The 22268-nt window shown below is 68.0% G+C and carries 19 protein-coding genes; 9 read left to right on the forward strand and 10 right to left on the reverse strand.

Features of this window, described 5'->3' with window-relative positions; translation table 11 throughout:
- Window positions 1-388: 388 nt before the first annotated feature.
- The 4 genes from E1263_RS10465 to E1263_RS10480 all read left to right on the forward strand — a co-directional run bounded on the left by E1263_RS10465 (window position 389) and on the right by E1263_RS10480 (window position 4629).
- Complete coding sequence (locus E1263_RS10465; protein ID WP_202868814.1) at window positions 389-2686, forward strand: family 20 glycosylhydrolase; 2298 nt, start codon at window positions 389-391, stop codon at window positions 2684-2686.
- A 48-nt stretch (window positions 2687-2734) separates the two neighbouring features.
- Complete coding sequence (locus tag E1263_RS10470) at window positions 2735-3703, forward strand: zinc-binding dehydrogenase (RefSeq protein WP_132167026.1); 969 nt, start codon at window positions 2735-2737, stop codon at window positions 3701-3703.
- A gap of 1 nt (window position 3704) precedes the next feature.
- The gene (locus E1263_RS10475) at window positions 3705-4208 is read left to right on the forward strand and encodes a GNAT family N-acetyltransferase (RefSeq protein WP_132167027.1); all 504 of its coding nucleotides are present in this window, start codon (window positions 3705-3707) and stop codon (window positions 4206-4208) included.
- Window positions 4209-4329: 121 nt separating this feature from the next.
- Complete coding sequence (locus tag E1263_RS10480) at window positions 4330-4629, forward strand: WhiB family transcriptional regulator (RefSeq protein ID WP_132167028.1); 300 nt, start codon at window positions 4330-4332, stop codon at window positions 4627-4629.
- 321 nt (window positions 4630-4950) lie between these two features.
- On the opposite strand, the gene E1263_RS10485 is transcribed toward E1263_RS10480, so the two are convergent.
- Entirely contained in the window at window positions 4951-6180 is a 1230-nt protein-coding gene (locus E1263_RS10485; RefSeq protein ID WP_132167029.1) for a sodium:proton exchanger, read from the reverse strand.
- A gap of 114 nt (window positions 6181-6294) precedes the next feature.
- Between E1263_RS10485 and E1263_RS10490 the strand changes: the two genes are divergently transcribed.
- Window positions 6295-6648: an ArsR/SmtB family transcription factor gene (locus E1263_RS10490; protein WP_132167030.1), complete on the forward strand. Its 354-nt coding sequence runs from the start codon at window positions 6295-6297 to the stop codon at window positions 6646-6648.
- 14 nt (window positions 6649-6662) lie between these two features.
- On the opposite strand, the gene E1263_RS10495 is transcribed toward E1263_RS10490, so the two are convergent.
- The 4 genes from E1263_RS10495 to E1263_RS10505 form a co-directional block, all read right to left on the reverse strand.
- On the reverse strand, window positions 6663-7385 hold the full coding sequence (locus E1263_RS10495; RefSeq protein ID WP_132167031.1) for an AAA family ATPase: 723 nt from the start codon (window positions 7383-7385) through the stop codon (window positions 6663-6665).
- A gap of 33 nt (window positions 7386-7418) precedes the next feature.
- On the reverse strand, window positions 7419-7595 hold the full coding sequence (locus tag E1263_RS42655; RefSeq protein WP_012922754.1) for a DUF6104 family protein: 177 nt from the start codon (window positions 7593-7595) through the stop codon (window positions 7419-7421).
- 1 nt (window position 7596) lies between these two features.
- The gene (locus tag E1263_RS10500; protein ID WP_202868815.1) at window positions 7597-11376 is read right to left on the reverse strand and encodes a multifunctional oxoglutarate decarboxylase/oxoglutarate dehydrogenase thiamine pyrophosphate-binding subunit/dihydrolipoyllysine-residue succinyltransferase subunit; all 3780 of its coding nucleotides are present in this window, start codon (window positions 11374-11376) and stop codon (window positions 7597-7599) included.
- 458 nt (window positions 11377-11834) lie between these two features.
- Window positions 11835-12128, reverse strand: coding sequence for a hypothetical protein (locus E1263_RS10505; RefSeq protein WP_132167033.1), 294 nt, complete (start codon window positions 12126-12128; stop codon window positions 11835-11837).
- A 65-nt stretch (window positions 12129-12193) separates the two neighbouring features.
- Between E1263_RS10505 and E1263_RS10510 the strand changes: the two genes are divergently transcribed.
- The 4 genes from E1263_RS10510 to E1263_RS10525 all read left to right on the forward strand — a co-directional run bounded on the left by E1263_RS10510 (window position 12194) and on the right by E1263_RS10525 (window position 17719).
- Complete coding sequence (locus tag E1263_RS10510) at window positions 12194-13150, forward strand: helix-turn-helix transcriptional regulator (RefSeq protein ID WP_202868816.1); 957 nt, start codon at window positions 12194-12196, stop codon at window positions 13148-13150.
- A gap of 24 nt (window positions 13151-13174) precedes the next feature.
- A complete protein-coding gene (locus E1263_RS10515; RefSeq protein WP_132167034.1) occupies window positions 13175-13846 on the forward strand; it encodes a FadR/GntR family transcriptional regulator in 672 nt (223 codons plus the stop codon).
- Window positions 13847-14011: 165 nt separating this feature from the next.
- Window positions 14012-15592: an ABC-F family ATP-binding cassette domain-containing protein gene (locus tag E1263_RS10520; protein WP_132167035.1), complete on the forward strand. Its 1581-nt coding sequence runs from the start codon at window positions 14012-14014 to the stop codon at window positions 15590-15592.
- A 96-nt stretch (window positions 15593-15688) separates the two neighbouring features.
- Entirely contained in the window at window positions 15689-17719 is a 2031-nt protein-coding gene (locus tag E1263_RS10525; protein ID WP_132167036.1) for a copper-translocating P-type ATPase, read from the forward strand.
- A gap of 88 nt (window positions 17720-17807) precedes the next feature.
- Here E1263_RS10525 and E1263_RS10530 read toward each other — a convergent pair whose 3' ends face one another.
- From E1263_RS10530 to E1263_RS10550, 5 genes are all read right to left on the reverse strand, one after another.
- Complete coding sequence (locus tag E1263_RS10530) at window positions 17808-18578, reverse strand: MBL fold metallo-hydrolase (protein WP_132167037.1); 771 nt, start codon at window positions 18576-18578, stop codon at window positions 17808-17810.
- Window positions 18578-19030 (reverse strand): ester cyclase, encoded by a 453-nt coding sequence (locus E1263_RS10535; protein ID WP_132167038.1) that lies wholly within the window; start codon window positions 19028-19030, stop codon window positions 18578-18580. The genes E1263_RS10530 and E1263_RS10535 overlap by 1 nt, the downstream gene beginning before the upstream one ends.
- 157 nt (window positions 19031-19187) lie before the next feature.
- Window positions 19188-20159, reverse strand: coding sequence for an aldo/keto reductase (locus E1263_RS10540; RefSeq protein ID WP_132167039.1), 972 nt, complete (start codon window positions 20157-20159; stop codon window positions 19188-19190).
- Window positions 20156-20923 carry an SDR family NAD(P)-dependent oxidoreductase gene (locus E1263_RS10545; RefSeq protein WP_132167040.1) on the reverse strand — a complete coding sequence of 256 codons (768 nt, stop codon included), beginning with the start codon at window positions 20921-20923 and terminating at the stop codon, window positions 20156-20158. Before E1263_RS10545 ends, E1263_RS10540 begins: the two co-directional genes overlap by 4 nt.
- Window positions 20920-22236 (reverse strand): L-fuconate dehydratase, encoded by a 1317-nt coding sequence (locus E1263_RS10550; RefSeq protein WP_132167041.1) that lies wholly within the window; start codon window positions 22234-22236, stop codon window positions 20920-20922. The genes E1263_RS10545 and E1263_RS10550 overlap by 4 nt, the downstream gene beginning before the upstream one ends.
- Window positions 22237-22268: the final 32 nt, after the last annotated feature.

The following is a 22268-nucleotide window of genomic DNA, read 5'->3' on the forward strand; positions in this document are numbered from 1 at the left end:
CCCCACCCTTGTGCGCCGACCCCAACTTTGAGCACCCACCAACCGTTTCCGCGCCGCCAGAACGGTTGGTGGATACCCAAAGATGCGCCCCGCGCCCAAAGATGCGCCCCGCGCCCAAAGATGCGCCCCGCGCCCAAAGATGCGCCCTGCGCCCAAGGGTGCGGCGACCCACCTTTGGACACCAGCCGCGACTTTGTGGGCCGACCCCAACTTTGAGTACCCACCAACCGTTTCCGCGCCGCCAGAACGGTTGGTAGATACCCAAAGATGCGCTTCGCGCTCAAAGGTGCGGCGACCTACCTTGGGTGCGGGGCTGTTAGACCCAGCCTGAATGTGTTGTTGCTCCCTCGGAGCGGTGCTCGAATGAGGCCGACCCGAGGGAGTTGTCATGTTCACCCGCCCTGAGCGCATCCTGTTCGGCTTACTCGTTGTCGCCTGTATGGCGGCGCCCGTTCCAACGCAAGCGGTCGCGGGAGCTGCGGCCGCTCAAGCCGCGAATCCAGCTCCGATGGTGATTCCGGCGTTGCGGGAGTGGACCGGTGGGGAGGGGACTGCCCGCCTCACTGGTCGGATCGTGCGGGACGCGGGTGACGCGGCGGCGCTGGCCACGACCAGTGCGGTGTTCGCGGACGACCTGCGGGCGCTGACCGGACAGGCGGTCGAGCAGGTCGTCGGACAGGCGAGTGAGCTGCAGGCAGGGGACGTGTACCTGGACCTGGCCGTTAGCCAGGTGGGTGCCGAGGGGTACAACCTGGCGATCACCGACCGGGTGCAGATCAGTGCACCTGCCGATGCGGGTGTCTTCTACGGGACCCGGACAGTCCTCCAACTGCTCAAGCAGAAGGCCGACCTGCCGCGGGGGAGCGCGAAGGACTGGCCGACCAAGCCCGAGCGCGGTCTCATGGTGGACGCCGGCCGGAAGTACTTCACTCCGGACTTCTTCGCCCGGCAGATCCAGGATCTCGCCTACCTCAAGATGAACACCCTGCACCTGCACCTCACGGACGATCTCGGCTTCCGGATCGAGAGCACCCGGCACCCCGAGGTCGTGTCGGCCGAGCACCTGACGAAGCGCCAGCTCGCTGACCTGATTGCGCTCGCCGGCCGGTACCACATCACCGTGGTCCCCGAGATCGACATGCCTGGGCACCTGCGCCCGGTCATCAACGCGCACCCGGAGCTGGAGCTGCGCGCCCCGGGTCAGCCGAGCGGTGGCGGCATCGTGGATGTGTCGAAGCCTGAGGTCTACGCGTTCATGAAGGACCTGCTGGACGAATACCTCCCGCTGTTCCCCGGTCCGTACTGGCACATCGGCGGCGACGAGTACGTCCAGAACACCCAGGACTTCCCGCAACTGCTCCAGTACGCCAGAGCCCGGTACGGCGCCTCTGCGAACGCGAAGGACAGCTACCTCGGTTTCCTCAACTGGGCCAACCAGATCGTCCGTGCGGCCGGTAAGACCACCCGGGCCTGGAGCGACGGCGTGGGCGGCGGAGGCGCGGTCACCGTCTCGCCCGACATCGCGCTGGAGTTCTGGATGAACCACGGTCTCACCGCACAGCAGCACGTGACGAACGGGCACGCACTGTCCAACCAGAGCTGGGACCCGACGTACTACATCCTTGGCCACGGCCGGCCGGACCTGACCTGGACGTACGAGACCTGGGACCCGGACTGGTTCCAGGGCGGCCAGCGCATCAGCGACCCGACCCGCAACCGCGGTTCCAACCTGCATGTGTGGTGCGACTTCCCCAACACCGAGACTGAGGACCAGGTCGCGGCCGGGATCAAGCAGCCGCTGCGCGTGCTGTCGCAGCAGCTCTGGGGCTCGCCCAAGCTGGTGCCGACCTGGGAGCAGTTCCGCTCAGTGATCGGTGCGGTCGGCCGGAACCCGCAGTGGGCGCCGCGTCAGGTTGGAAACCTCGCTGCGGGTCGGCCGGTGACGGTGTCGAGTGTGGAGACACCGGACCTGGTTGGGCCGTATGCGGTCGACAGTGATCCGACCAGCCGGTGGGCCAGCGGGCTGAGCGACAACCAGTGGATCCAGGTCGATCTCGGGTCGGTGCGCTCGGTGAGCGGCGTACGGCTGAGTTGGGACCCCGCCTACGGCAAGGCGTACGAGATCCAGCTCTCGAACGACGGGACCACCTGGCGGAAGATCTACGCGACCAGCTCGAGTGACGGCGGGATCGACGACCTCACCGGCCTGACCGGCGCCGGCCGGTACGTGCGCATGCAGGGCATCGCGCGGGCCAATCAGTGGGGCTATTCGCTGTGGGAGTTCGAGGTGTACGGCGGTACTGACCTCGCGCTCGGCAAGCCGACCACCGCGTCCTCCGTCGAGCCCACCACGACGTGGGAGGGCCGCTTCGCGACGGATGGCGACGGGGCGACCCGGTGGTCCAGCGGGTACGACGACACCGGCTGGCTGCAGGTGGACCTCGGCTCGGTGCAGCCGGTCAACCGGGTGCGGCTGGCCTGGGAGCTGAGCTATGCCCGTGCGTACCAGGTCCAGGTGTCGAACGACGGGACCAACTGGACCAGCCTGTACTCGAACTCGGCGGCCGATGGTGGTCTGGACGATCTCACTGGTCTGGCTGGCTCCGGCCGGTATGTCCGCATGCTCGGGACCGCCCGCGCCACCCAGTGGGGCTACTCGCTGTGGTCCTTCGAGGTGTATTCGTGAGATCTGTCCTACTGACTGATTGATCAACAGCGGCCTACTGTGGTTCGCATGCTTGCTGCTTACGCTGCACGGTTCGATGCGGAGGATCCGGTCGGCGCTCTCGAGGTGGGGGAGCGGCCGGAGCCGGCGGCGCGGGACGGGTGGGTGACGATCGACGTGAAGGCGTCGGCGCTGAACCACCACGACCTGTGGTCGCTGAAAGGCATCGGCCTGGCTGAGGCGAACCTGCCGATGATCCTCGGGTGCGATGCCGCCGGGGTCGATCCGGACGGCAACGAGGTGGTCGTGCACGGGGTGATCTCGGATCCGGAGTGGCGGGGCGACGAGACGATGGACCCGAAGCGGTCGCTGCTCAGCGAGGTGTACGACGGGACGCTGGCCGAGAAAATCTCGGTACCGGTGCGGAACGTCGTACCGAAACCTGCTGGGTTGAGCTTCGAGCAGGCGGCGTGCCTGCCGACGGCTTGGCTGACGGCGTACCGGATGTTGTTCACGCAGTCCCCGCTGAAGCCGGGCGACACCGTGCTGGTGCAGGGCGCTGGCGGCGGGGTAGCGAGCTCACTGATCACGCTGGCGCGGGCGGCCGGGATTCGCGTCTGGGCGACCAGCCGGGACGAGGGGAAGCGGGCGAAGGCGCTGGAGATCGGGGCGCATGAAGTGTTCGAGCCCGGGGCGCGGTTGCCGGAGCGGGTGGACGCGGTCATGGAGACGGTCGGACAGGCCACCTGGTCGCATTCGATGAAGTCGCTCAAGCAGGGCGGCACGCTGGTGATCTCGGGCGCGACGAGCGGTCAGGCGCCGAAGTCGGCGGAGCTCAACCGGATCTTCTTCCTGCAGTTGCGGGTGCAGGGCTCGACGATGGGCACCCGGGCCGAGCTGGCCCAGGTGGTGCAGTTCATGGCGAACGCGGGGATCTCGCCGCACATCGACACCGTGCTGCCACTGGCCTCGGCGCGCGAGGGGTTCGCGAAGCTGAATGCAGGTGACGTGTTCGGAAAGATCGTCTTCACTGTCTGACATGACTCCGGAGATCCGCCCAGCGACAGTCGAGGACGCCGAAGCCGCCGCCTGGTGCCACATCCAGTGCTGGCACGAGGCGTACGACGGTCTGGCGCCGGCCGACCTGCTGGCCCGGCGAACCGCCAATGTGGAGCAGCGCATCGAGCGCTGGGCGGACGCCGTACGGGCCGGTCGGACGCGCTGGCTCGCGATCAACCCCGATCCGGCGGCGCCGGTCGCCGACCGGGTCATCGGGATCGCCGGAGCCGGCAGCGGCCGTGACGAGGACGACCCGGCGCCGGTGGAGCTGGAGATGATCTACGCCCGGGCCGCCTGGTGGGGAACCGGGCTGGGCCGGCGCCTGCTGGAGGTTGCCGTGGGCAAGGACCCGGCGTACCTGTGGGTGTTCGAGGACAACCAGCGGGCGCTCGGGTTCTACGACCGGCACGGCTTCGTGGCGGACGGTAAGCGGCTGCACGACGAGTTCTTCGATCTGTGGGAGATCCGCCTCGTCCGGACGTGACGTTTCCTGCCGGAAACATTCGCGTCGCACCGAGGCAACGCACGTGACGCACGCTGTTCCTACCGCTTGGAAACCCCAAACGGTTTCGATCCGCCCGATCGATGAGGAAGCAGGAGTGCCCATGAGGCCGCTTTTGACGGTGATCGTCGACCCAGCCGACAACTGGATGAGCCGGGCTGCGTGCGTCGGCCAGGCCCCGTCGTACGACGAGAGCGCCAGCCAGTGGGAGCAGCGCAAGGCGCAGGCGATCTGCCTGACCTCCTGCCCGGTGCTCGAGGAGTGCCGCGAGTGGGCCCGCCGGACCAAGTTCACCGGCACCGCCGCCGGCGAGAAGTTCCTCTCCGGCCGCCGCCGCGGCCGCCCCGGCCCCCAAGAACGCCGCAACCGCATCGTCACCGTCGAAGAACAGCAAGCCAGCTAACCCCGCCCCCGCCCCCCGTTCGGTGGGTGCAGACGTGCCCCATTTGGTGGGCTGACCCACCTGGTTGTGGGAGGGCCCACCGCATGCGGTTAGCCCACCCGCAACGGGATGGGCTGGCCCACGAAATGCCACCCGAGCCGATCCGCCGGTGAATCGCCCCGGCTGGTTGAGCCGCGTTCGTCCCCATTTGGTGGGCTGACCCACGGGAGTGTGGGTCAGCCCACCGCATGCGGTTAGCCCACCCGCAACGGGATGGGCTGGCCCACGAAATGACGGCGGGACTTGGCCGGTACGGGATGGGCTGGCCCACGAAATGGGCGGTTAGGCGTCGACTAGCTCGCGCTGGGGCTCGGCCGGTACGGCGGGTTTGCGGAAGGGGGCTCGCAGGGTGGCGGCCAGGTGGTGGCGGTTTTGGATGGCCGCGATGACGGCCAGGACCAGGTAGATGGCGCTCAGGATGTAGCGGCCAGTTTGGCCCGGTACGGCGAATTGGATCGCGAACAGGCCGAGTAGGGTCCAGGCCGCCCAGCGGGGGAAGCGCAGGCTGAGGAGAATCGCGATACCGAGCAGGGTCTGCGTGGCGGTGAGCAGGAACTCTTCGATCTGCCGGCCGTCGAGGTGCAGGGCGGACGGGCCGCCGCCGAGGCCGTAGGCGATCGGGAGGCTGCCGATCAGCAGGGTCCACTGGTTCACCTTGGCCGAGATCAGCAGGCCGAGCGCCGCGGCGCCCTTGCCGCGCCAGGCGAACAGGATCGCGATGATGAACTCCGGCGCCTCGGACGCCAGCGGCGCCAGCCACTGGACGAGCAGGAACTGGTCGATCCCGAGCGTGCGACCGCCCTGGACGAGCGAGTCGGCGAACGGCTCGGCCGACGCGAGGATCACCGCGGCCGAGACCGCGAACATCCCGATCACCACGATCCGCCGCGACCTGGTCGGCAGGCCGCCGATCCGAGCGGCCGGGCCGATCAGCTCCGGCTCCTCGTCGTGGCCGGAGAGGGCAGCGCGATACAGGTAGAAGGCGAAGAACGCGAGCAGCGCGATCCCGAGAATCAGGTGGATCTCGCCGGTCACCGGGATCACGAACGCGACCACACCGGCGATGGCGAGGAAACCGAGCTCGCGACGGTAGCCCGACTCGAGGACGAGCTCCTTCACCGTACGACGGCTGCGCCGGGAGGCGACGTACAGGCTGACCAGCACGACGCTCGACCAGCCGAGGCCGAGGAGTAACCGGTTCGACCCGGTCATGTTGGCGGCCGCGTACTGCACGTAGTCGGGGTTGGAGCCGGCGGTGTGCGCGAAGTAGAGATCCACCGCGTACTCCGGGAGAACGGCGATCACGGCGAGCAGGGCGATCGCCAGACCACCGGAGATATCCATCTCCGCAGCCTCGGCCGCCCAGGCCAGCACGAACGACGCAGCCACGACCGCGACGCCGAAAATCAGGATCGAGACGAGGGCCGGCGGGTGGATGCCGGCCAGCCGCAGCGTGACGGCGGGAACCGCCACGAGCAGCAGCATCAGCACTGGGCGAAGCGCTCTGACCATGCCTCCAGCGTGCCACCGTTTTGATACTTTCGCAATTGCGAAAGTGTGAGACCGTCCTCACCTCGGCCCGGCGGCCTACTGTGCGGCCCGTTCAGCGGTCACAATGACTGCGCGATGACGACGTATCCCGAACCCACGAAGGCGCAGCTGGAATCCGCCGCCGGCACCTTCGCGATGCTGTCCGCCCCGGTGCGGCTGCATCTCGTGGCCCTGGCGGCCCAAGGCGAGTACGACGTCGGCACCCTGGCTGACCGCGTCGGCGTCAGTATCGCCACCGCCAGCCAGCACCTCGGCAAACTCCGCCTGGCCGGTGTCATCACCGCCCGCCGCGAAGGCCGCCGGCACATCTACACCGTCGACGACCCGCACGTGCTCAACCTGGTCGACCAGATCTTCGAGCACATCGCCCCGGACGGCTCACTCGCGCCCGACCCACCGCGTCGTACGAGGCCTCCGCACACCGACTAGAGGCTCTGCACCTGCTAAAGGACGTGCCGCAGGTAGCGCTCGGGCGCTTCCAGGTACGCCTTCCAGTTCTGGACGAGCTGGAGGTCTGCCCACGCCGTACGGCGGATGCCCCACTCACCGACCTCCAGAATCGTCGCGCCGGGCAGGGCAGCGATGACGGGGGAGTGGGTCGCGCAGAGGACCTGCGAGCCGGCCTTGGCCAGCTGGTCGAGAACGCCGACGACCGCGAGGCTGCTGGAGAACGAGAGCGCCGACTCGGGTTCGTCGAGGCAGTAGAAGCCGTGCCGGGTGAAGCGGTCCTCGATCAGCGTGAGGAAGCTTTCGCCGTGGCTCATCTCGTGGAAGCGCGGGTCCTCGCGATACGGGCTCGGGTTCTTTTCCAGGTAGGTGTAGAAGCCGTGCATGGTCTCGGCGCGCAGGAAGAAGCCCGCGCGTTTGCCGCCGACGCCGCGCGTGAGCCGCAGCTCGTCGGACAGCGGTGACTCGGTCGCCCGAGTGGTCAGGCGAGCGCCGGTGGAGCCGCCCTCGGGGGACATGCCGAACGCGACGGCGATCGCCTCGACCAGGGTGGACTTGCCTGCACCGTTCTCGCCGACGAGGAACGTCACACCGGGATCGAGGTCCAGGCCGTCGGTGAGCAACTGCCGGACGGCGGGGATGGTGTGCGGCCAGGACCCGGAGACACAAACGCCCTCCGCGGCGGCGATCCGGCGTACCGGGTGCGTGGCGAAGGGCATTCGGTCAAGCTAGCAACGGGCTCCGACAGAAAACTAGTCGTCTTCGTCGTCCAGGCGCGCCAGCCAGGTGGCGAAGCGCTCGATCGGGGTCTCGAACTCTGGGTTCAGATCGACGAACTCCCGCAGCCGTTCGGCCACCCAGGCCAGCGAGACGTCTTCCTCGCCTCGCCGGCCCTCGAGTTCCTCGATCCCTCGGTCGGTGAAGTACACGTCAGCTGAAGGCCTGCTTCAGCAGCGTCTGCTGCTCCGCCTGGTGCGCACCCATCGAACCGACCGAGGTCGCCGACATCGCCGGCCGGGAGACCCGGTAGAACGGCTTGCCGCCGAGGTGCTCGGTCAGGTTCAGCGCCATGAACGGCCACGGGCCCTGGTTCGCCGGCTCGTCCTGGACCCAGCGGATCTCAGTGACGTTCGGGTACTTCGCGATCTCGGCGGCGATCTCGGCGGCGGGCAGCGGGTAGAGCTGCTCGACCCGGATGATCGCCGTACTGATCTTGTCCGGCTCGACCTTCTTGCGCTCGGCGAGCAGGTCGTAGCTGATCCGGCCCGACGCCAGGATGACGCGCTCGACCGTTGCGGTGGTCGCCTCGGCCTCCTCGTCGTTGAGGACCGGCCGGAAGGTGCCGTGGGTGAGCTCCTCCGGCTGCGACACCGCCTCCTTGCGCCGCAGCAGCTGCTTCGGCGTGAAGACGATCATCGGGTTGTGCTCCTCGCCCAGCGTGTGCCGGCGCAGGAGGTGGAAGTACGACGCCGGTGTCGACGGCTGGGCCACGGTCATCGCGTCCTCGGCGCAGAGCGCCAGGAACCGCTCGATCCGCGCGGACGAGTGGTCCGGGCCCTGGCCCTCGTAGCCGTGCGGCAGCAGCAGCACGACGCCCGACTTCTGGCCCCACTTCGCCTCACCGGCCGAGATGTACTCGTCGATGATCGACTGGGCGCCGTTCACGAAGTCACCGAACTGCGCCTCCCACAGGGTGAGCGCGTCCGGCCGGGCCACCGAGTAGCCGTACTCGAAGCCGAGGGCGGCGTACTCGCTGAGCAGCGAGTCGTAGACGTAGAAGTTCGCCTGGTTCTCGTCCAGGTTCTGCAGCGGGACGTAGTCCTGCCCGTTGACCCGGTCGATGATCGCGGCGAACCGCTGGACGAACGTGCCGCGGCGGCTGTCCTGGCCGGCGAGCCGGACCGGACGACCGGCGAGCAGCAGCGAACCGAGCGCCGTCATCTCCGCCGAGGCCCAGTCGATCGGGCCCTGGGTGATCGCGGCGGCCCGGCGCTGCAGCTGCGGCAGCACCTTCGGGTGCACGGTGAAGCCCTCCGGCAGCGTGGTGTACGCGTCGGCGATCTTCTTCAGCACCTCGGGCGTGGTCGCGGTCGCGTCCGGACCCTGCGGCTTGTCCGGGTAGTCCGGGACGGTGATGTACGGCGCCGGGGTGTCCGGCTGGCTCTTCGCCTCGCGAACCTCGGTGAAGACCCGCTCGAGGCGCTGCTGGAAGTCCCGCATCGCCTGCTCGGCCTCTTCGACCGTGATGTCGCCACGGCCGATCAGGGCCTCGGTGTAGAGCTTGCGGACCGAGCGCTTCTGCTCGATCAGGTCGTACATCAGCGGCTGGGTGAACGACGGGTCGTCACCCTCGTTGTGACCGCGGCGGCGGTAGCAGACCAGGTCGATGACGACGTCCTTGTTGAACGCCTGGCGGTACTCGAAGGCCAGGTCGGCGACCCGGACACACGCCTCGGGGTCGTCGCCGTTCACGTGGAAGATCGGTGCCTGGACCATCCGCGCGACGTCGGTGCAGTACATCGACGAGCGCGACGAGGCCGGCGAGGTGGTGAAACCGACCTGGTTGTTGACGATCACGTGCACGGTGCCACCGGTGCGGTAGCCGCGCAGCTGGGACAGGTTCAGCGTCTCGGCCACCACGCCCTGACCGGCGAAGGCCGCGTCACCGTGGACCAGGATCGGCAGCACCGGGAAGGCTGCGCCGCGGTCCAGGATGTCCTGCTTGGCCCGGACGATGCCCTCGAGGACCGGGTCGACGGTCTCCAGGTGCGACGGGTTGGCCGCGACCGACACCTTGATCTTGTCGCCGAACTCGGAGACGAACTCGCCCTCCGCGCCCAGGTGGTACTTGACGTCGCCGGAGCCCTGCACGGTCCGCGGGTCGATGTTGCCGTCGAACTCACGGAAGATCTGCCCGTAGGACTTGCCGACGATGTTGGCCAGCACGTTCAGGCGGCCACGGTGCGCCATACCGATGACGACCTCGTCCAGACCGGCGCCGGCCGCCTCCTCGCAGAGCTCGTCGAGCAGCGGGATGGTGGTCTCGCCACCCTCGAGCGAGAAGCGCTTCTGGCCGACGTACTTGGTCTGCAGGAAGGTCTCGAACGCCTCGGCCTCGTTCAGCTTGGCCAGGATCCGGAGCTGCTCCTCGCGCGGCGGCTTGGTGTGCGGCCGCTCGACCCGGGTCTGCAGCCACTTGCGCTGCTCGGGGTCCTGGATGTGCATGTACTCGATACCGGTGGTCCGGCAGTACGAGTCGCGCAGGATGCCGAGGATCTCGCGCAGCTTCATGAACCGGCGGTCGCCACCGAAGGAGCCGGTCGCGAACTCGCGGTCCAGGTCCCACAGCGTCAGGCCGTGGGTCGCGACGTCGAGGTCGGGGTGACTGCGCTGCTTGTACTCCAGCGGGTCGGTGTCGGCCATGATGTGGCCGCGCACCCGGAAGGCGTGGATCAGCTCGAGGATCCGGGCCTGCTTGTTGATGTCCTCTTCGTGGCTGTGCGGGAGGTCCGTGGCCCAGCGGATCGGCTCGTACGGGATCCGCAGGCTCTGGAAGATCTCGTCGTAGAAACCCTCCTGGCCGAGCAGCAGCTGGTGGATCCGGCGCAGGAACTCACCCGACTGGGCGCCCTGGATGATCCGGTGGTCGTACGTCGAGGTGAGCGTCATGACCTTGCTCACCGCGAGCTTGGCCATCGTCTCCTCGGCCGCACCCTGGTACTCGGTCGGGTACTCCATCGCGCCGACGCCGATGATGCAGCCCTGGCCGGTCATCAGCCGCGGCACCGAGTGCTGCGTACCGATGGTGCCCGGGTTGGTCAGGCTGATCGTGGTGCCCTGGAAGTCCGGCAGCGCGAGCTTGTTGTCGCGGGCCCGCCGGACGATGTCCTCGTAGGCCATCCAGAAGTCCGCGAACGTCATGTCCTCGGTCGCCTTGATGGAAGGCACCAGCAGCTGCCGGGTGCCGTCCGGCTTCGACATGTCGATGGCCAGACCCAGGTTGATGTGGGCCGGCTGGACATGCGTCGGCTTGCCCTCGGTCTCGTCGTACGACGCGTTCATCTCGGGCAGCGTCTTCAGGGCCTTCACCAGCGCCCACCCGATCAGGTGGGTGAACGAGATCTTGCCGCCACGGGCGCGCTTGAGGTGGTTGTTGATGACGATGCGGTTGTCGATCAGCAGCTTGACCGGCACCTGGCGGACGCTGGTCGCAGTGGGGACCGTGAGGCTGGTCTCCATGTTCTGCGCGGTCCGGGCCGGCGCACCACGGAGGATCTTCCGCTCGGTGTCGGCGATGGTGGCGGGCGCAGGCTTGATCGGCGCCTTCTGCGGCTGGTTCACCGTTCCTCCGGTGGGGGCGGCCGGCGCGGCCGCTGCCGGCACGGGCTGCTTGGCGGGCTGATCGGCCGGCGCAGAGGCCTGAGAAGCGGCCACAGCAGGCTGGTTCGAGGCGGGCACGGTCGGCGCACTGCCGCGGCTCGGAGCCTCTGGAGTCTTGTTGTCCGACACGGCATCGGGTCGGGGCGCGTCGGCCGGGGCGGTCGTCACCGGCTTCGCGTCTGCCTCAGGCGTGTACGTCTTGAAGAATTCAAGCCACGCGGGATCCACCGACTTCGGGTCCTGCAAGTACTTCTCGTACAGCTCGTCGACCAGCCATTCGTTCGCACCGAAGGCTGCAAGGGGATTTGAGTCTGATGGCTCGGTGGCCACTGGGCAGTTCGCCTCTTCCGATCTCGGGTCAGATATACCGCGCGTTATGACTCGTGCAGTTATGGGTTGGTTCCCGAGGCAAGGCTAATCGCACGGCGGTAAGTTCCACAGCCCGGGATCACCGGACCAGTGTGCCGAGTGGTCAGGAGTCGCGGCTGCCATCGCCGGATGGCTGAAACACCGCGCTGACAGGTGTTTCAGCGCGGTGGTCGCCGCGGTGTCTCTGGACGGCTGAGGTGAACGTGTGGTCAACTGCCGGACGCGTTGTACAGGGGGGATTCCGGCCGCCTGGACGGTCACTTCGGGTGACGTCACTGAGCGTGGATGGCCACTGTATGCAACTGCCGCGCTGCCGTGGGTGAAGTGTGAACAATTGTGAAGATGTGGTGAAGCTCACCCTCCGGATCAGTCCAGTTCCCCCCTCCTGGTCTTAGTGACGCTGCCTTAATGACGCTGCCTTAGTGACGCTGCTCCTCCAGGACCTCGCGAAGCTCCGGTACGGCGTGCGCGGCCGAAGCAGCGTGCGACAGCGGGGTTTGCCAGATCTTCTCCAGGAGCCGGCCGAAGGCGGCGGCGTCGGTCCGGGTCGCGAAATCCAGGTCGATGAAGACCTTGGTGGTGGTGTCGTCGGCCGGCCGGGTGATCCGGTGCGCCAGGACGTTGTGGTCGCGCCGGGCCCGCTCGTAGCGGTCGAAGGCGGCCTTCCAGGTGGCGTAGTCGTCGATGGTGTTCTCGATGTGCAGAGTGATCATGGGTTGAGCGTGCGCGTCTGCGTCATGCGTTCCCATCCCCCAAGTTGGGGATCTACGCTCGGGACGTGCTGGACCGGGTGGAGCGGCTGTGTTCCGGCGCGCTCGATGCGAAAGCGCTGCGGGAGCAGGTCCTGACCGCGGTGCGCCCGGTGGTGCCGTTCGACGGATACGTCTGGGTGCTGACCGACCCGGTGACCTGCGTCGGTACGGCGCCACTGGCCGCCGTACCGGGGTTGGCGTGGCCGGAGCTGCCCGGGCTGGTGCGGTGGCGCTACCTGGAGCACGGGACGCGGTGGACTGACCTGCGAGCCGCCGGTACGGCGGTCAATTCGTTCCGGGGCCGGTCGGCGCACATCCTGACTGTCGCGTGCTGGGACCGGTTCGGCTGCTGGGCGTGGCTGGACCTGTGGCGCTCCACGCCGTTCACTCGGGCAGAGCAGAACCAGCTGGGCGCACTGGCGGCCGTACTGACCACCGGCCTGCGACGGGCGCAAGCGCGAACCTTCACGGCCGCTCCGCAGGAAACGCCGGGCGGCCCGGCGATCGTCGTACTGGATGCTGATCTGAGGGTCCGGATCCGGACGCCGGCAGCTGTGGAGGCGCTCGAACAGCTGAATCCATCGGAGGAGGTAATCCCGGCGGCGGCGTACAACCTGGCGGCCGCACTGATCGCGGCTGAGCAAGGGATGCCCGTGGGGCCGGCGTGGTCCCGGGTGCACCTCGGCTCCGGGCGCTGGATCACACTGCGCGCAGCTCGGGCCTCTGGTGAGTCCGACATCGTCGTGAGCATCGAGGACTCGACTCCGGCGGAGCGGCTTGAGGTGTTCGGGCTGGCGCACGGTCTGAGCCCGCGGGAGCGGGAGGTGCTCACCGAGCTGGCCACTGGGATCGACTCACGCGGTCTGGCCGAGCGACTGGTGCTGTCCCGGCACACCGTTGACGATCACGTGAAAGCGGTGCTCGCCAAGACCGGTTCGGCGACCCGGGGCGCCCTGCTGGCCCGGATCGCTGGGACGGGCTGAGCGCTTGGGCGGCATACTGACGCAATGGCATTGACGGACGAGGCGATCGTCAAGATCAAAGGGATGATCACCTCGGGGGAGCTCGGGCCGGGTGACCGGTTGCCGAAAGAGGCGGATCTGGCCGCGCGGCTGGGGTTGTCGAGGAACTCGCTGCGCGAGGCGGTCAAGGCGCTGACGCTGGTGAACGTGCTCGACGTGCGGCACGGCGACGGCACGTATGTGACCAGCCTGGACAGTGCGCATCTGCTGGACGCCCTGAATTTCATGGTCGACCTGCACCGCGACGACTCGATCCTCCAGTTCTTCGAGGTACGGCGCCTCCTGGAGCCCGGCGTGGCCGCGCTGGCGGCAGCGCGGATCGGGGCTGACCAACTGTCGGCTCTGCGGCAGCTGTGTGCCGACTTGCCGACGGATGCGGGCGTCGAGGAGCTGGTCGCGAACGACCTGCGCTTCCACCGTGGCATCGCCGAGGCGACCGGCAACCAGGTCGTCTGCTCGCTGCTCGACGGCATCTCCGGTGCGACCCAGCGAGCCCGCATCTGGCGCGGCGTCACCCAGGCCGGCGCGGTCGAGCGGACGCTCGCCGAGCACACCGCGATCCTGGACGCCATCCAGTCCGGCGACGCCGAAGCCGCCCGCGCCTGGATGACCGTGCATGTCGCCGGCGTCGAGACCTGGCTGCGACAGGCCCCCTGAAAACAACTGGCTCGGGCCGGTAGCGCGTCGTACAGTGGTGAAGTCACATTCCCGACGACAGGGGTGCAGGTTGCGCAACTGAGATCTTCCTTCAACTAGTTGATGACCGCTGCCCGGTTCCCGGGATCTGTGCGGTCTCCTTGAAGATCTCTCTTGGAGCACCTGATGAGTCATTCCCTGTCGTGTACTGACCTCTTTTTCGCCTGGCCCGACGGCGACGTGCTGTTCGACGGGCTCAGCTTCGTCGCGGGACCGGTTCGCTCCGGCCTGGTCGGACGCAACGGCACCGGCAAGTCCACCCTGCTCCGGCTGATCGCCGGCCGGCTCAAGCCGCAGCGCGGCACGGTCCGGGTGCAGGGCGAGCTTGGCTACCTGCCGCAAGACCTCACGCTGGACACGTCGCTGCGCGTCGACCAGGCGCTCGGCATCGATGCGATCCGCCGTGCCATCACGGCGATCGAGTCCGGCGATGCATCGGAGGAGAACTTCGCCATCGTCGGCGACGAGTGGGATGCCGACGAGCGCGCCGAGGCATTGCTCGGCAAGCTCGGGCTCGGTTCGATCGGCCTGGACCGGTCGGTCGGCGAACTGTCCGGCGGCGAAACGATCCTGCTCGGCCTAGCCGCTGAGCTGCTCCGACGCCCCGACGTACTGCTGCTCGACGAACCGACCAACAACCTTGACCTACGAGCGCGACAACACCTGTACGACGCCGTCGACCAGTTCCGTGGTGCGCTGCTGATCGTGAGCCACGACCGCGAATTGCTCGACCGGGTCGACCAGATCGGCGACCTGCGCAAGGGCGGAATCACCTGGTACGGCGGCAACCTGTCGGCGTACGAGGAGGCTGTCGCGATCGAGCAGGAGGCGGCCGAGCGGATGGTGCGCGCGGCCGAGTCGGATCTGCGCAAACAGAAGAAGGACCTGATCGAGGCCCGGATGAAGTCCGACCAGCGTCAAGCGCGGGGTCAGCGTGCGTTCGAGAAGGGCGGTATCCCGAAGATCGTTGCCGGCAATCTGAAACGCAATGCTCAGGTGTCGGCGGCCAAGCATGTCGGTATGCACTCCGACCGGCTGGAATCGGCGCAGGATGCACTGACCGATGCGGAGGCGAAGGTCCACGACGACGAGACAATCCGAGTCGACCTGCCGAAGACCGCAGTACCGGCTGGGCGCGTCGTACTGCGCCTCGAAGAGCACCCGCTGCGGACGGGCGCGCTCGTGGATCTGGAGATCCGCGGGCCGGAGCGAATCGCGCTGACCGGGCCGAACGGTGCCGGCAAGACAACGCTGCTGCAATCGATCACGAGTGATTCGCTGCCGCTGGTTCCCTTCCGCTATTTGCCTCAGCGACTCGACCTTCTTCGCGACGACCTCTCCATCGTGGACAACGTCGGTCTCCTGGCGCCCGCCATCGAGAACCAGGATCGGCGTTCACGCCTGGCCCGCTTCCTCTTCCGAGGTCGCTCCGCAGACCAGTTGGTAAGCACCCTGTCCGGCGGCGAACGCTTCCGAGCGACCCTCGCCGCACTCCTCCTGGCCGAGCCCCCACCCCAACTCCTCATGCTCGACGAACCAACCAACAACCTCGACCTGGCCAGCGTCGCCCAACTGAAAGGCGCCCTCGCCTCCTACCAAGGCGCCCTCGTCGTGGCCAGCCACGACCTGCCGTTCCTCCGCGACATCGGCATCACCCGCTGGCTGGAGCAAACCCCCGAGTCCCTGGAAACCATCGACCCGCTGTAGCCGGTCTCACCGCAAAGCCCCTTGGCCCGCTGGCCAGGGGGCTTTGCGTTGTGGGTCACGTTGGCTTTCGATACCCCTTGGGGGTATGTTGCAGGTATGGATGAGCACGCGGGGCATTCGATGGATCACTCGGGGCATGGTGGGCACGGGGATCATGCGGCGCAGTTCAAGGACCGGTTCTGGGTCAGCTTGGGGCTGTCGGTGCCGGTGGTGTTCTTCAGCGAGATGTTCGCCGACCTGCTGGGATATACGCGGCCCGACTTTCCGGGGGCGAGCTGGATCGCGCCGGTTCTCGGCACCGCGATCTTCCTGTACGGCGGACGCCCGTTCCTGACCGGTGGTTGGGCCGAACTGCGGTCGCGGCGGCCGGGCATGATGCTCCTCATCTCGATGGCGATCACGGTCGCGTTCGTCGCGTCATGGGTCACCACCCTCAAGATCGGTAGCTTCGACCTTGACTTCTGGTGGGAGCTCGCGCTGCTGATCGTGATCATGCTGCTCGGGCACTGGCTGGAGATGCGAGCACTCGGGGCCGCCTCCGGAGCGCTCGATGCGCTGGCCGCGTTGCTACCGGATGAGGCTGAGAAGGTCACGCCCGATGGGGTCACCCCAGTGCCACTCCACATGCTCGCAGCGGGCGACGTCGTACTGGTGCGGTCGGGCGGCCGGGTCCCCGCGGACGGGACGGTTGTCGACGGGCAGGCCGAGGTTGACGAGTCGATGATCACCGGGGAGTCGAGGCCGGTTTCGCGGGCAGTCGGTGACTCGGTGGTCGCCGGAACTGTTGCCACCGACAACGCCCTTCGCGTCGAGATCACCGCGGTCGGCGACGACACTGCGCTGGCCGGGATCCAGCGGCTGGTCGCGGAGGCGCAGGCGTCGTCGTCCCGCGCGCAGGCACTGGCCGATCGGGCCGCCGCGTTCCTCTTCTACTTCGCGTCGGGTGCCGGGGTGATCACCTTCATCGTGTGGTCGCTGCTGGGCGAGCTCGACCAGGCCGTCACCCGCACCGTCACTGTCCTCGTGATCGCCTGCCCGCACGCTCTCGGCCTCGCGATCCCGCTGGTGATCGCGATCTCCACCGAGCGGGCCGCGAAGGCCGGCGTACTGGTGAAGGACCGGCTGGCGCTGGAGCGGATGCGCACCATCGACGTCGTCCTGTTCGACAAGACCGGCACGCTGACGAAGGGCGAGCCCGCCGTACTCGGCGTCGCGCCGACCGCCGGTGTAACGGAAGACGAACTGCTCGCACTCGCAGCAGCCGTCGAGGCGGACAGTGAACACCCGCTGGCGAAGGCGATCGTCCGCGCGCATGCGGACAGCGCCAGCCGCGGACAGCTCGTGGCGACCGGATTCACCTCGCTCACCGGGCGCGGCGTACAGGCTGTTGTCAATGGCAACGAAGTTGCTGTCGGTGGACCGGCGTTACTGCGCGAGTACGGCGTCGCTGAGCCGGCCGAGCTCGAGGCGCGCATCGCGGAGTGGAAGTCGCAGGGCGCGGCAGTGCTGCAGGTGCTGAAGGACCGGCAGGTCGTCGGTGCGATCGCCCTCGCGGATGCCGTGCGTGAGGAGTCCCGACAAGCCGTGGATGCCTTGCACCAAAGGGGTGTCCGGGTGGCGATGATCACCGGCGACGCCCACCAGGTGGCCGACGCGGTGGCGAGCGAGCTGGGGATCGACGAGGTCTTCGCCGAGGTCTTGCCGGGCGACAAAGACGCCAAGGTCAGCGAACTGCAGGCCCGCGGACTGAAGGTCGCCATGGTCGGCGACGGCGTGAACGACGCCCCCGCCCTGGCACGTGCCGAGGTCGGCATCGCGATCGGCGCCGGCACCGACGTAGCGATCGAATCCGCCGGAGTCGTACTCGCCGCCGACGACCCGAGAGCCGTCCTGTCGGTGATCGACCTGTCCCGGGCCAGCTACCGCAAGATGTGGCAGAACCTCGTTTGGGCGACCGGCTACAACGTCATCACCGTCCCGCTGGCAGCCGGCGTACTGGCGTTCGCAGGTATCCTCGTCTCACCCGCCGTCGGCGCCCTGCTGATGTCGATCTCCACCATCGTCGTCGCCCTCAACGCCCAGCTGCTAAGACGACTGGACCTAAGGCCCGACCGCCTTACCCGCTGACAGCGGACCGCCCCCGCTGTCTAACCCGGCCCGCCCAACCGAGTTCACGCTCAGCCGGGCGGCGCGGCCGGCCCATTCGGGAGGTTGGTCAGTGGTAGCGGTCCGCCTCGGCCAGTGCCTCGAACTGCACCGGGTCGTGGGCACAGAAAACGGTCGTGCCGGAGCCTGCTTGGTGGAGCTCGGCTAGGCGGGCGTGGTTGGAGCGGACGCGCGCGGCGTCGAAGGCGACTGCTCGCTCGTTGAGCCGCAGCGACCATGGGATCGGCTTTCTCTCCAACGTTCCGCGATGGAAGAACGAGTCACCGGCATGCAGCAAACGGCCGTTGTCAACGGCAACGGCCGCGTGGCCGCGAGTGTGGCCTGGCAAGGGGATGAGTACGACGCCTGGCAGGATCTCGTGCGCGCCGGTGAAGCCGTTCCAGGTATCGCCGCCGACCGGATGTTCAACCAACCGAGGCCCATGCGCCCACTGCGCCGACTGATACCGCTGCCGCTCCTGCCACGACGGCGAATGCACCGCAGCGCGGGCCTCAGTCGCCGTCACATGCACTGCGGCCGACGGGAAGTCCGCCAGCCCACCAATGTGGTCGAGATCGAAGTGCGTCACCACAACATCCCGTACGTCGCTCGCCGCGAACCCCAACTTCTCGACCTGCCGAATCGCGGTCTCGGCCGGATCAAGCACCGGCCGCACCAACCGCCGAGCCGGCCCCAACCGGGACGGATCCGCGATATCAGCCAGCCCGAACCCCGTGTCGACCAGAACCAACCCATCTGAAGACTCGATCAGCAGCACATGACAGACCAGCGGCGCCCCCGGAAACCGGAGCGAACCGCAGTTGAGGTGGTGGACCCGCATCAACGCGGCGCAGTCAGCAACTCGGGCCGGCCGATCTGCATCACCAGCGACGCCGTGTCGAAGTACACGCGCTCCAGCGTGATCCGGTCGCCGGTGAAGAAGAACACCGCGATCACCGGCACCCGGTAGGCCTTGCCGGTCGGCGGGAATCCGTAGAACTCGCCGAGGTTCGTCCCGAGCAGGTCGAACTCGACGATCACCGAGTCGGCGGCCGCGTGGAATCGCACGTTGTCGTGCCGCTGGTCGGGGAAGGCGGTCCGGGTCAGCGTGTAGTACGCCATCACCTGCTCGGCGCCCTCGAAGGTCTGCCCGGTCGGCACGATCTCGTACAGCGGATGCCCGTCGAAGGTCGCCAGCGTGAGATCGAACTCCTGCGTGACCTCGGTGTCCATGTGCTCCTGGATCACTGCGATCCGCCGCGCGGCCAGGTCTGCGTCAACACTCAGTTCCATGCTGCGAAACCCTAGGGGATCTTTCCGGTCCACCGGCCCCCTACGGCGGGTCCCTGTGGTGCGCCCTACGGAGAACTGTCCGATTGCGGCCGCGACACGCCACGCCGAAGCGACGCCGTACGGGGGTCTTGGGACGGATCCGTACGGCGCTTCGTCGTCAGGCGGTCGGTGCGTCCGCGCGGAGCAAGCCGGTCGACTTCAGGTCGGACCACAGGCCGGAAGGGATTTCGGCCTGATCCAGCGCCGCATTGGTCTGGACCTCCGCCGCGTTTCGGCAGCCGACCGCAATACCGGCAACAGCCTCGTGGAACCGCGGGAAGGCGAGAGCGGCCGCAGGCAGCGTGACGCCATGCGACTCGCACACATCGGCCAGCTGGTTGGCCTTCGCGATCAACGCCGCATCGGCCGGCGCGTAGTTGAAGGTCGTGTCCACGGCCGGCCGCGGCTGCGACAACAGACCGGAGTTGAAGACCCCCACAGCAACAACCTGTACGTCGTTCGCCAGGCACGCCGGCAGGATGTCGTCGAGCCCGGCGGGGTCGATCAGCGAATAGCGGCCGGCCAGCATGATCACGTCGACATCGACCTCGGTGACGAACCGGGTGAGCATCGCGGTCTGGTTCATCCCGGACCCGATCGCCCCGATCACACCCTGATCCCGCAGCTCGATCAGCGCCGGAAACGCGGTCGCGATGGCCTCGTCGCCGTGGTCGTCGGGGTCGTGCACGAAGACGATGTCGAGGCGGTCGGTGCCGATCCTGCGCAGCGAGTCCTCGATGCTGCGCAGGACGCCGTCCCGGCTGAAGTCCCAGCGGCGGCGACGCTTGGTGGTAACCGCGAAGCCCTGGTCGTCCGGTGCCTCGGTGTCGGCCTCGTAGATGATCCGGCCGACCTTCGAGGACAGCACGTACTCATCCCGCGGCTTCCCGGCGAGCCCCCGGCCAAGCCGCTCTTCGGCCAGTCCGAGCCCGTAGTGCGGCGCGGTGTCGAAGTACCGCCAGCCCGCGTCCCAGGCCGCATTCACCGTGGCGAGGGCATCATCCTCGGAGACCTTTGTCCGCAGACCGGCCAGCGGCGCTCCGCCCAGTCCGATCTTGAAACGGTCGCCGAAGATGTTCAGACCGCTCATGACCGCGCCGCTGGGAGTCGCAGACCCTGCATTCCGCCGTCGACAGCAAGCGCCGTACCGGTGGTTGAGCCGGACAGCGGGCTGGCCAGGTACGCGATGGCGTGGGCGACCTCCTCGGCCGACACCAGACGACCCATCGGCTGCCGGGCTTCAAGCGATGCGCGCTCCGCCTCCGGGTCGGCGGCGCTGTCGAGCAAACGGCCGACCCACGGGGTGTCCGCCGTACCGGGGTTCACGCAGTTGACCCGGATGCCTTCGCGAACGTGGTCAGCGGCCATCGCCATCGTCAAGGCCAGTACGGCGCCCTTGCTGGCGGAGTACACGGCGCGGTTCGGCAGGCCGGCAGTGGCAGCGATCGAGCAGGTGTTGACGATCGCGGCCGCGGACGACTTGCGCAGATACGGCAGAGCGGCGCGGGTGACGCGGGCGATCCCGACCACGTTGACGTCGAGAACGCGGTGCCACTCGTCGTCGTCGTTCGCCGCGACGTTGCCCTGGGCCCCGATCCCGGCGTTGTTCACCACGATGTCGATCCCGCCGAGCTGCAGCGCGGCCGCGGCGATGGCGGACCGCACGGAGGCGTCATCGGTGACATCGGCCGCGATGCCGGTCAGCGGCTCGGCGACGTCGGGTTTGAGGTCGAACACGACCACCTGCGCGCCACGAGCGGCCAGCAGGGTGGCGGCCGCGAGGCCCAGGCCCGACGCGCCGCCGGTGACCACAGCTCGCAGGCCGGTGAAAGTGTTGTCTTGCGGGCTAGTCACTGGTTCTCCTTAGTGAGGTCGTTCCAGATCTTGCCACCCGGGAAGCGGAAGTCGGTCAGCGTCTCGGCGTCCATCTCGGCGCCGAAGCCCGGCTTCACCGGTGCCACGTAGTGCCCGGCCCGGATCACGACCGGGTCCAGGAAGTGCTCGTGCAGGTGGTCGACGAACTCGATCACCCGGTCCTCGACCGTCCCGCTGACCGCAACGTAGTCGAACATCGACAGGTGCTGGACCAGCTCACACAGTCCTACCCCGCCTGCATGCGGACACACCGGTACGCCGAACTTCGCGGCCAGCAGCAGGATCGCGATGTTCTCGTTCACTCCGGCGACCCGGGCGCTGTCGAGCTGGAGCACGGATAGCGATCCGGCTTGCAGCATCTGCTTGAACACAACGCGGTTCTGCACGTGCTCGCCGGTCGCGACGCGGGTCGGCGCAATCGCCTTCGCGATGGTCGCGTGGCCGAGGATGTCGTCGGGGCTGGTCGGCTCCTCGATCCACCAGACGTCGTACGGCGCCAGCGCCTTGACCCACTCGATGGCGTCGGCGACGTCCCAGCGCTGGTTGGCGTCGATGGCGATCCGGATGTCGGGGCCGACGGCCTCGCGGGCCAGCCGCATCCGGCGGATGTCGTCGTCGAGGTTCGCGCCGACCTTCAGCTTGATCTGCGTGAACCCCTCGGCGACGGCCTCGTGACACAGCCGGATCAGCTTGGCGTCGTCGTACCCGAGCCAGCCGGGCGTCGTCGTGTACGCCGGGTAGCCGTTCTCCCGCAGCAGCGCCTCACGCTCGCCGCGGCCGGTCTGACCCTTGCGCAGGATCTCGAGCGCCTCGTCCGGAGTGAGCGCATCGGTCAGGTAGCGGAAGTCGACCAGGTCGACGATCTGCTCAGGCGTCAGATCGGACAGCAACTTCCAGAGCGGGACACCGGCGCGTTTGGCCGCCAGATCCCAGACTGCGTTGACGACTGCGCCGATCGCCATGTGCATGACGCCCTTCTCCGGGCCCAGCCAGCGCAGCTGCGAGTCGTGCACGAGCGACTTCCAGAAGCCGCCGAGATCGTTCAGCGTCGCGTCCAGGTCGAGCCCGACGACGTGGTCGCGCAGCGCGTGGATGGCGGCGGTCTGCACGTCGTTCCCACGACCGATCGTGAACGCGAAACCGTGCCCTTCGAGCCCGTCGCCGGCATCGGTGCGCAGGATCAGGTACGCCGCCGAGTAGTCCGGGTCGGGGTTCATCGCGTCGGAGCCGTCCAGGTCCAGCGACGTGGGGAAGCGGACGTCATACGTCTCTAACTCGGTGAAACGTGCCATGGAGTGACCCGATCTGGTGCGGAGGGCGGTCT

The sequence above is a fragment of the Kribbella antibiotica genome (assembly GCF_004349055.1).
GTDB classification, from domain to species: domain Bacteria; phylum Actinomycetota; class Actinomycetes; order Propionibacteriales; family Kribbellaceae; genus Kribbella; species Kribbella antibiotica.

What these genes read in the sequence shown, in the direction of transcription:
- E1263_RS10525 (WP_132167036.1), top strand. Translation starts at nt 15,689, where the DNA reads ATGGATGAGCACGCGGGGCATTCGATGGATCACTCGGGGCATGGTGGG.
- E1263_RS10470 (WP_132167026.1), top strand. Translation starts at nt 2,735, where the DNA reads ATGCTTGCTGCTTACGCTGCACGGTTCGATGCGGAGGATCCGGTCGGC.
- E1263_RS10495 (WP_132167031.1), bottom strand. Translation starts at nt 7,385, where the DNA reads ATGCCCTTCGCCACGCACCCGGTACGCCGGATCGCCGCCGCGGAGGGC.
- E1263_RS10535 (WP_132167038.1), bottom strand. Translation starts at nt 19,030, where the DNA reads ATGGAACTGAGTGTTGACGCAGACCTGGCCGCGCGGCGGATCGCAGTG.
- E1263_RS10520 (WP_132167035.1), top strand. Translation starts at nt 14,012, where the DNA reads ATGAGTCATTCCCTGTCGTGTACTGACCTCTTTTTCGCCTGGCCCGAC.
- E1263_RS10490 (WP_132167030.1), top strand. Translation starts at nt 6,295, where the DNA reads ATGACGACGTATCCCGAACCCACGAAGGCGCAGCTGGAATCCGCCGCC.
- E1263_RS10480 (WP_132167028.1), top strand. Translation starts at nt 4,330, where the DNA reads ATGAGGCCGCTTTTGACGGTGATCGTCGACCCAGCCGACAACTGGATG.
- E1263_RS10530 (WP_132167037.1), bottom strand. Translation starts at nt 18,578, where the DNA reads ATGCGGGTCCACCACCTCAACTGCGGTTCGCTCCGGTTTCCGGGGGCG.
- E1263_RS10475 (WP_132167027.1), top strand. Translation starts at nt 3,705, where the DNA reads ATGACTCCGGAGATCCGCCCAGCGACAGTCGAGGACGCCGAAGCCGCC.
- E1263_RS10485 (WP_132167029.1), bottom strand. Translation starts at nt 6,180, where the DNA reads ATGGTCAGAGCGCTTCGCCCAGTGCTGATGCTGCTGCTCGTGGCGGTT.
- E1263_RS10540 (WP_132167039.1), bottom strand. Translation starts at nt 20,159, where the DNA reads ATGAGCGGTCTGAACATCTTCGGCGACCGTTTCAAGATCGGACTGGGC.
- E1263_RS10515 (WP_132167034.1), top strand. Translation starts at nt 13,175, where the DNA reads ATGGCATTGACGGACGAGGCGATCGTCAAGATCAAAGGGATGATCACC.
- E1263_RS10505 (WP_132167033.1), bottom strand. Translation starts at nt 12,128, where the DNA reads ATGATCACTCTGCACATCGAGAACACCATCGACGACTACGCCACCTGG.
- E1263_RS10550 (WP_132167041.1), bottom strand. Translation starts at nt 22,236, where the DNA reads ATGGCACGTTTCACCGAGTTAGAGACGTATGACGTCCGCTTCCCCACG.
- E1263_RS10465 (WP_202868814.1), top strand. Translation starts at nt 389, where the DNA reads ATGTTCACCCGCCCTGAGCGCATCCTGTTCGGCTTACTCGTTGTCGCC.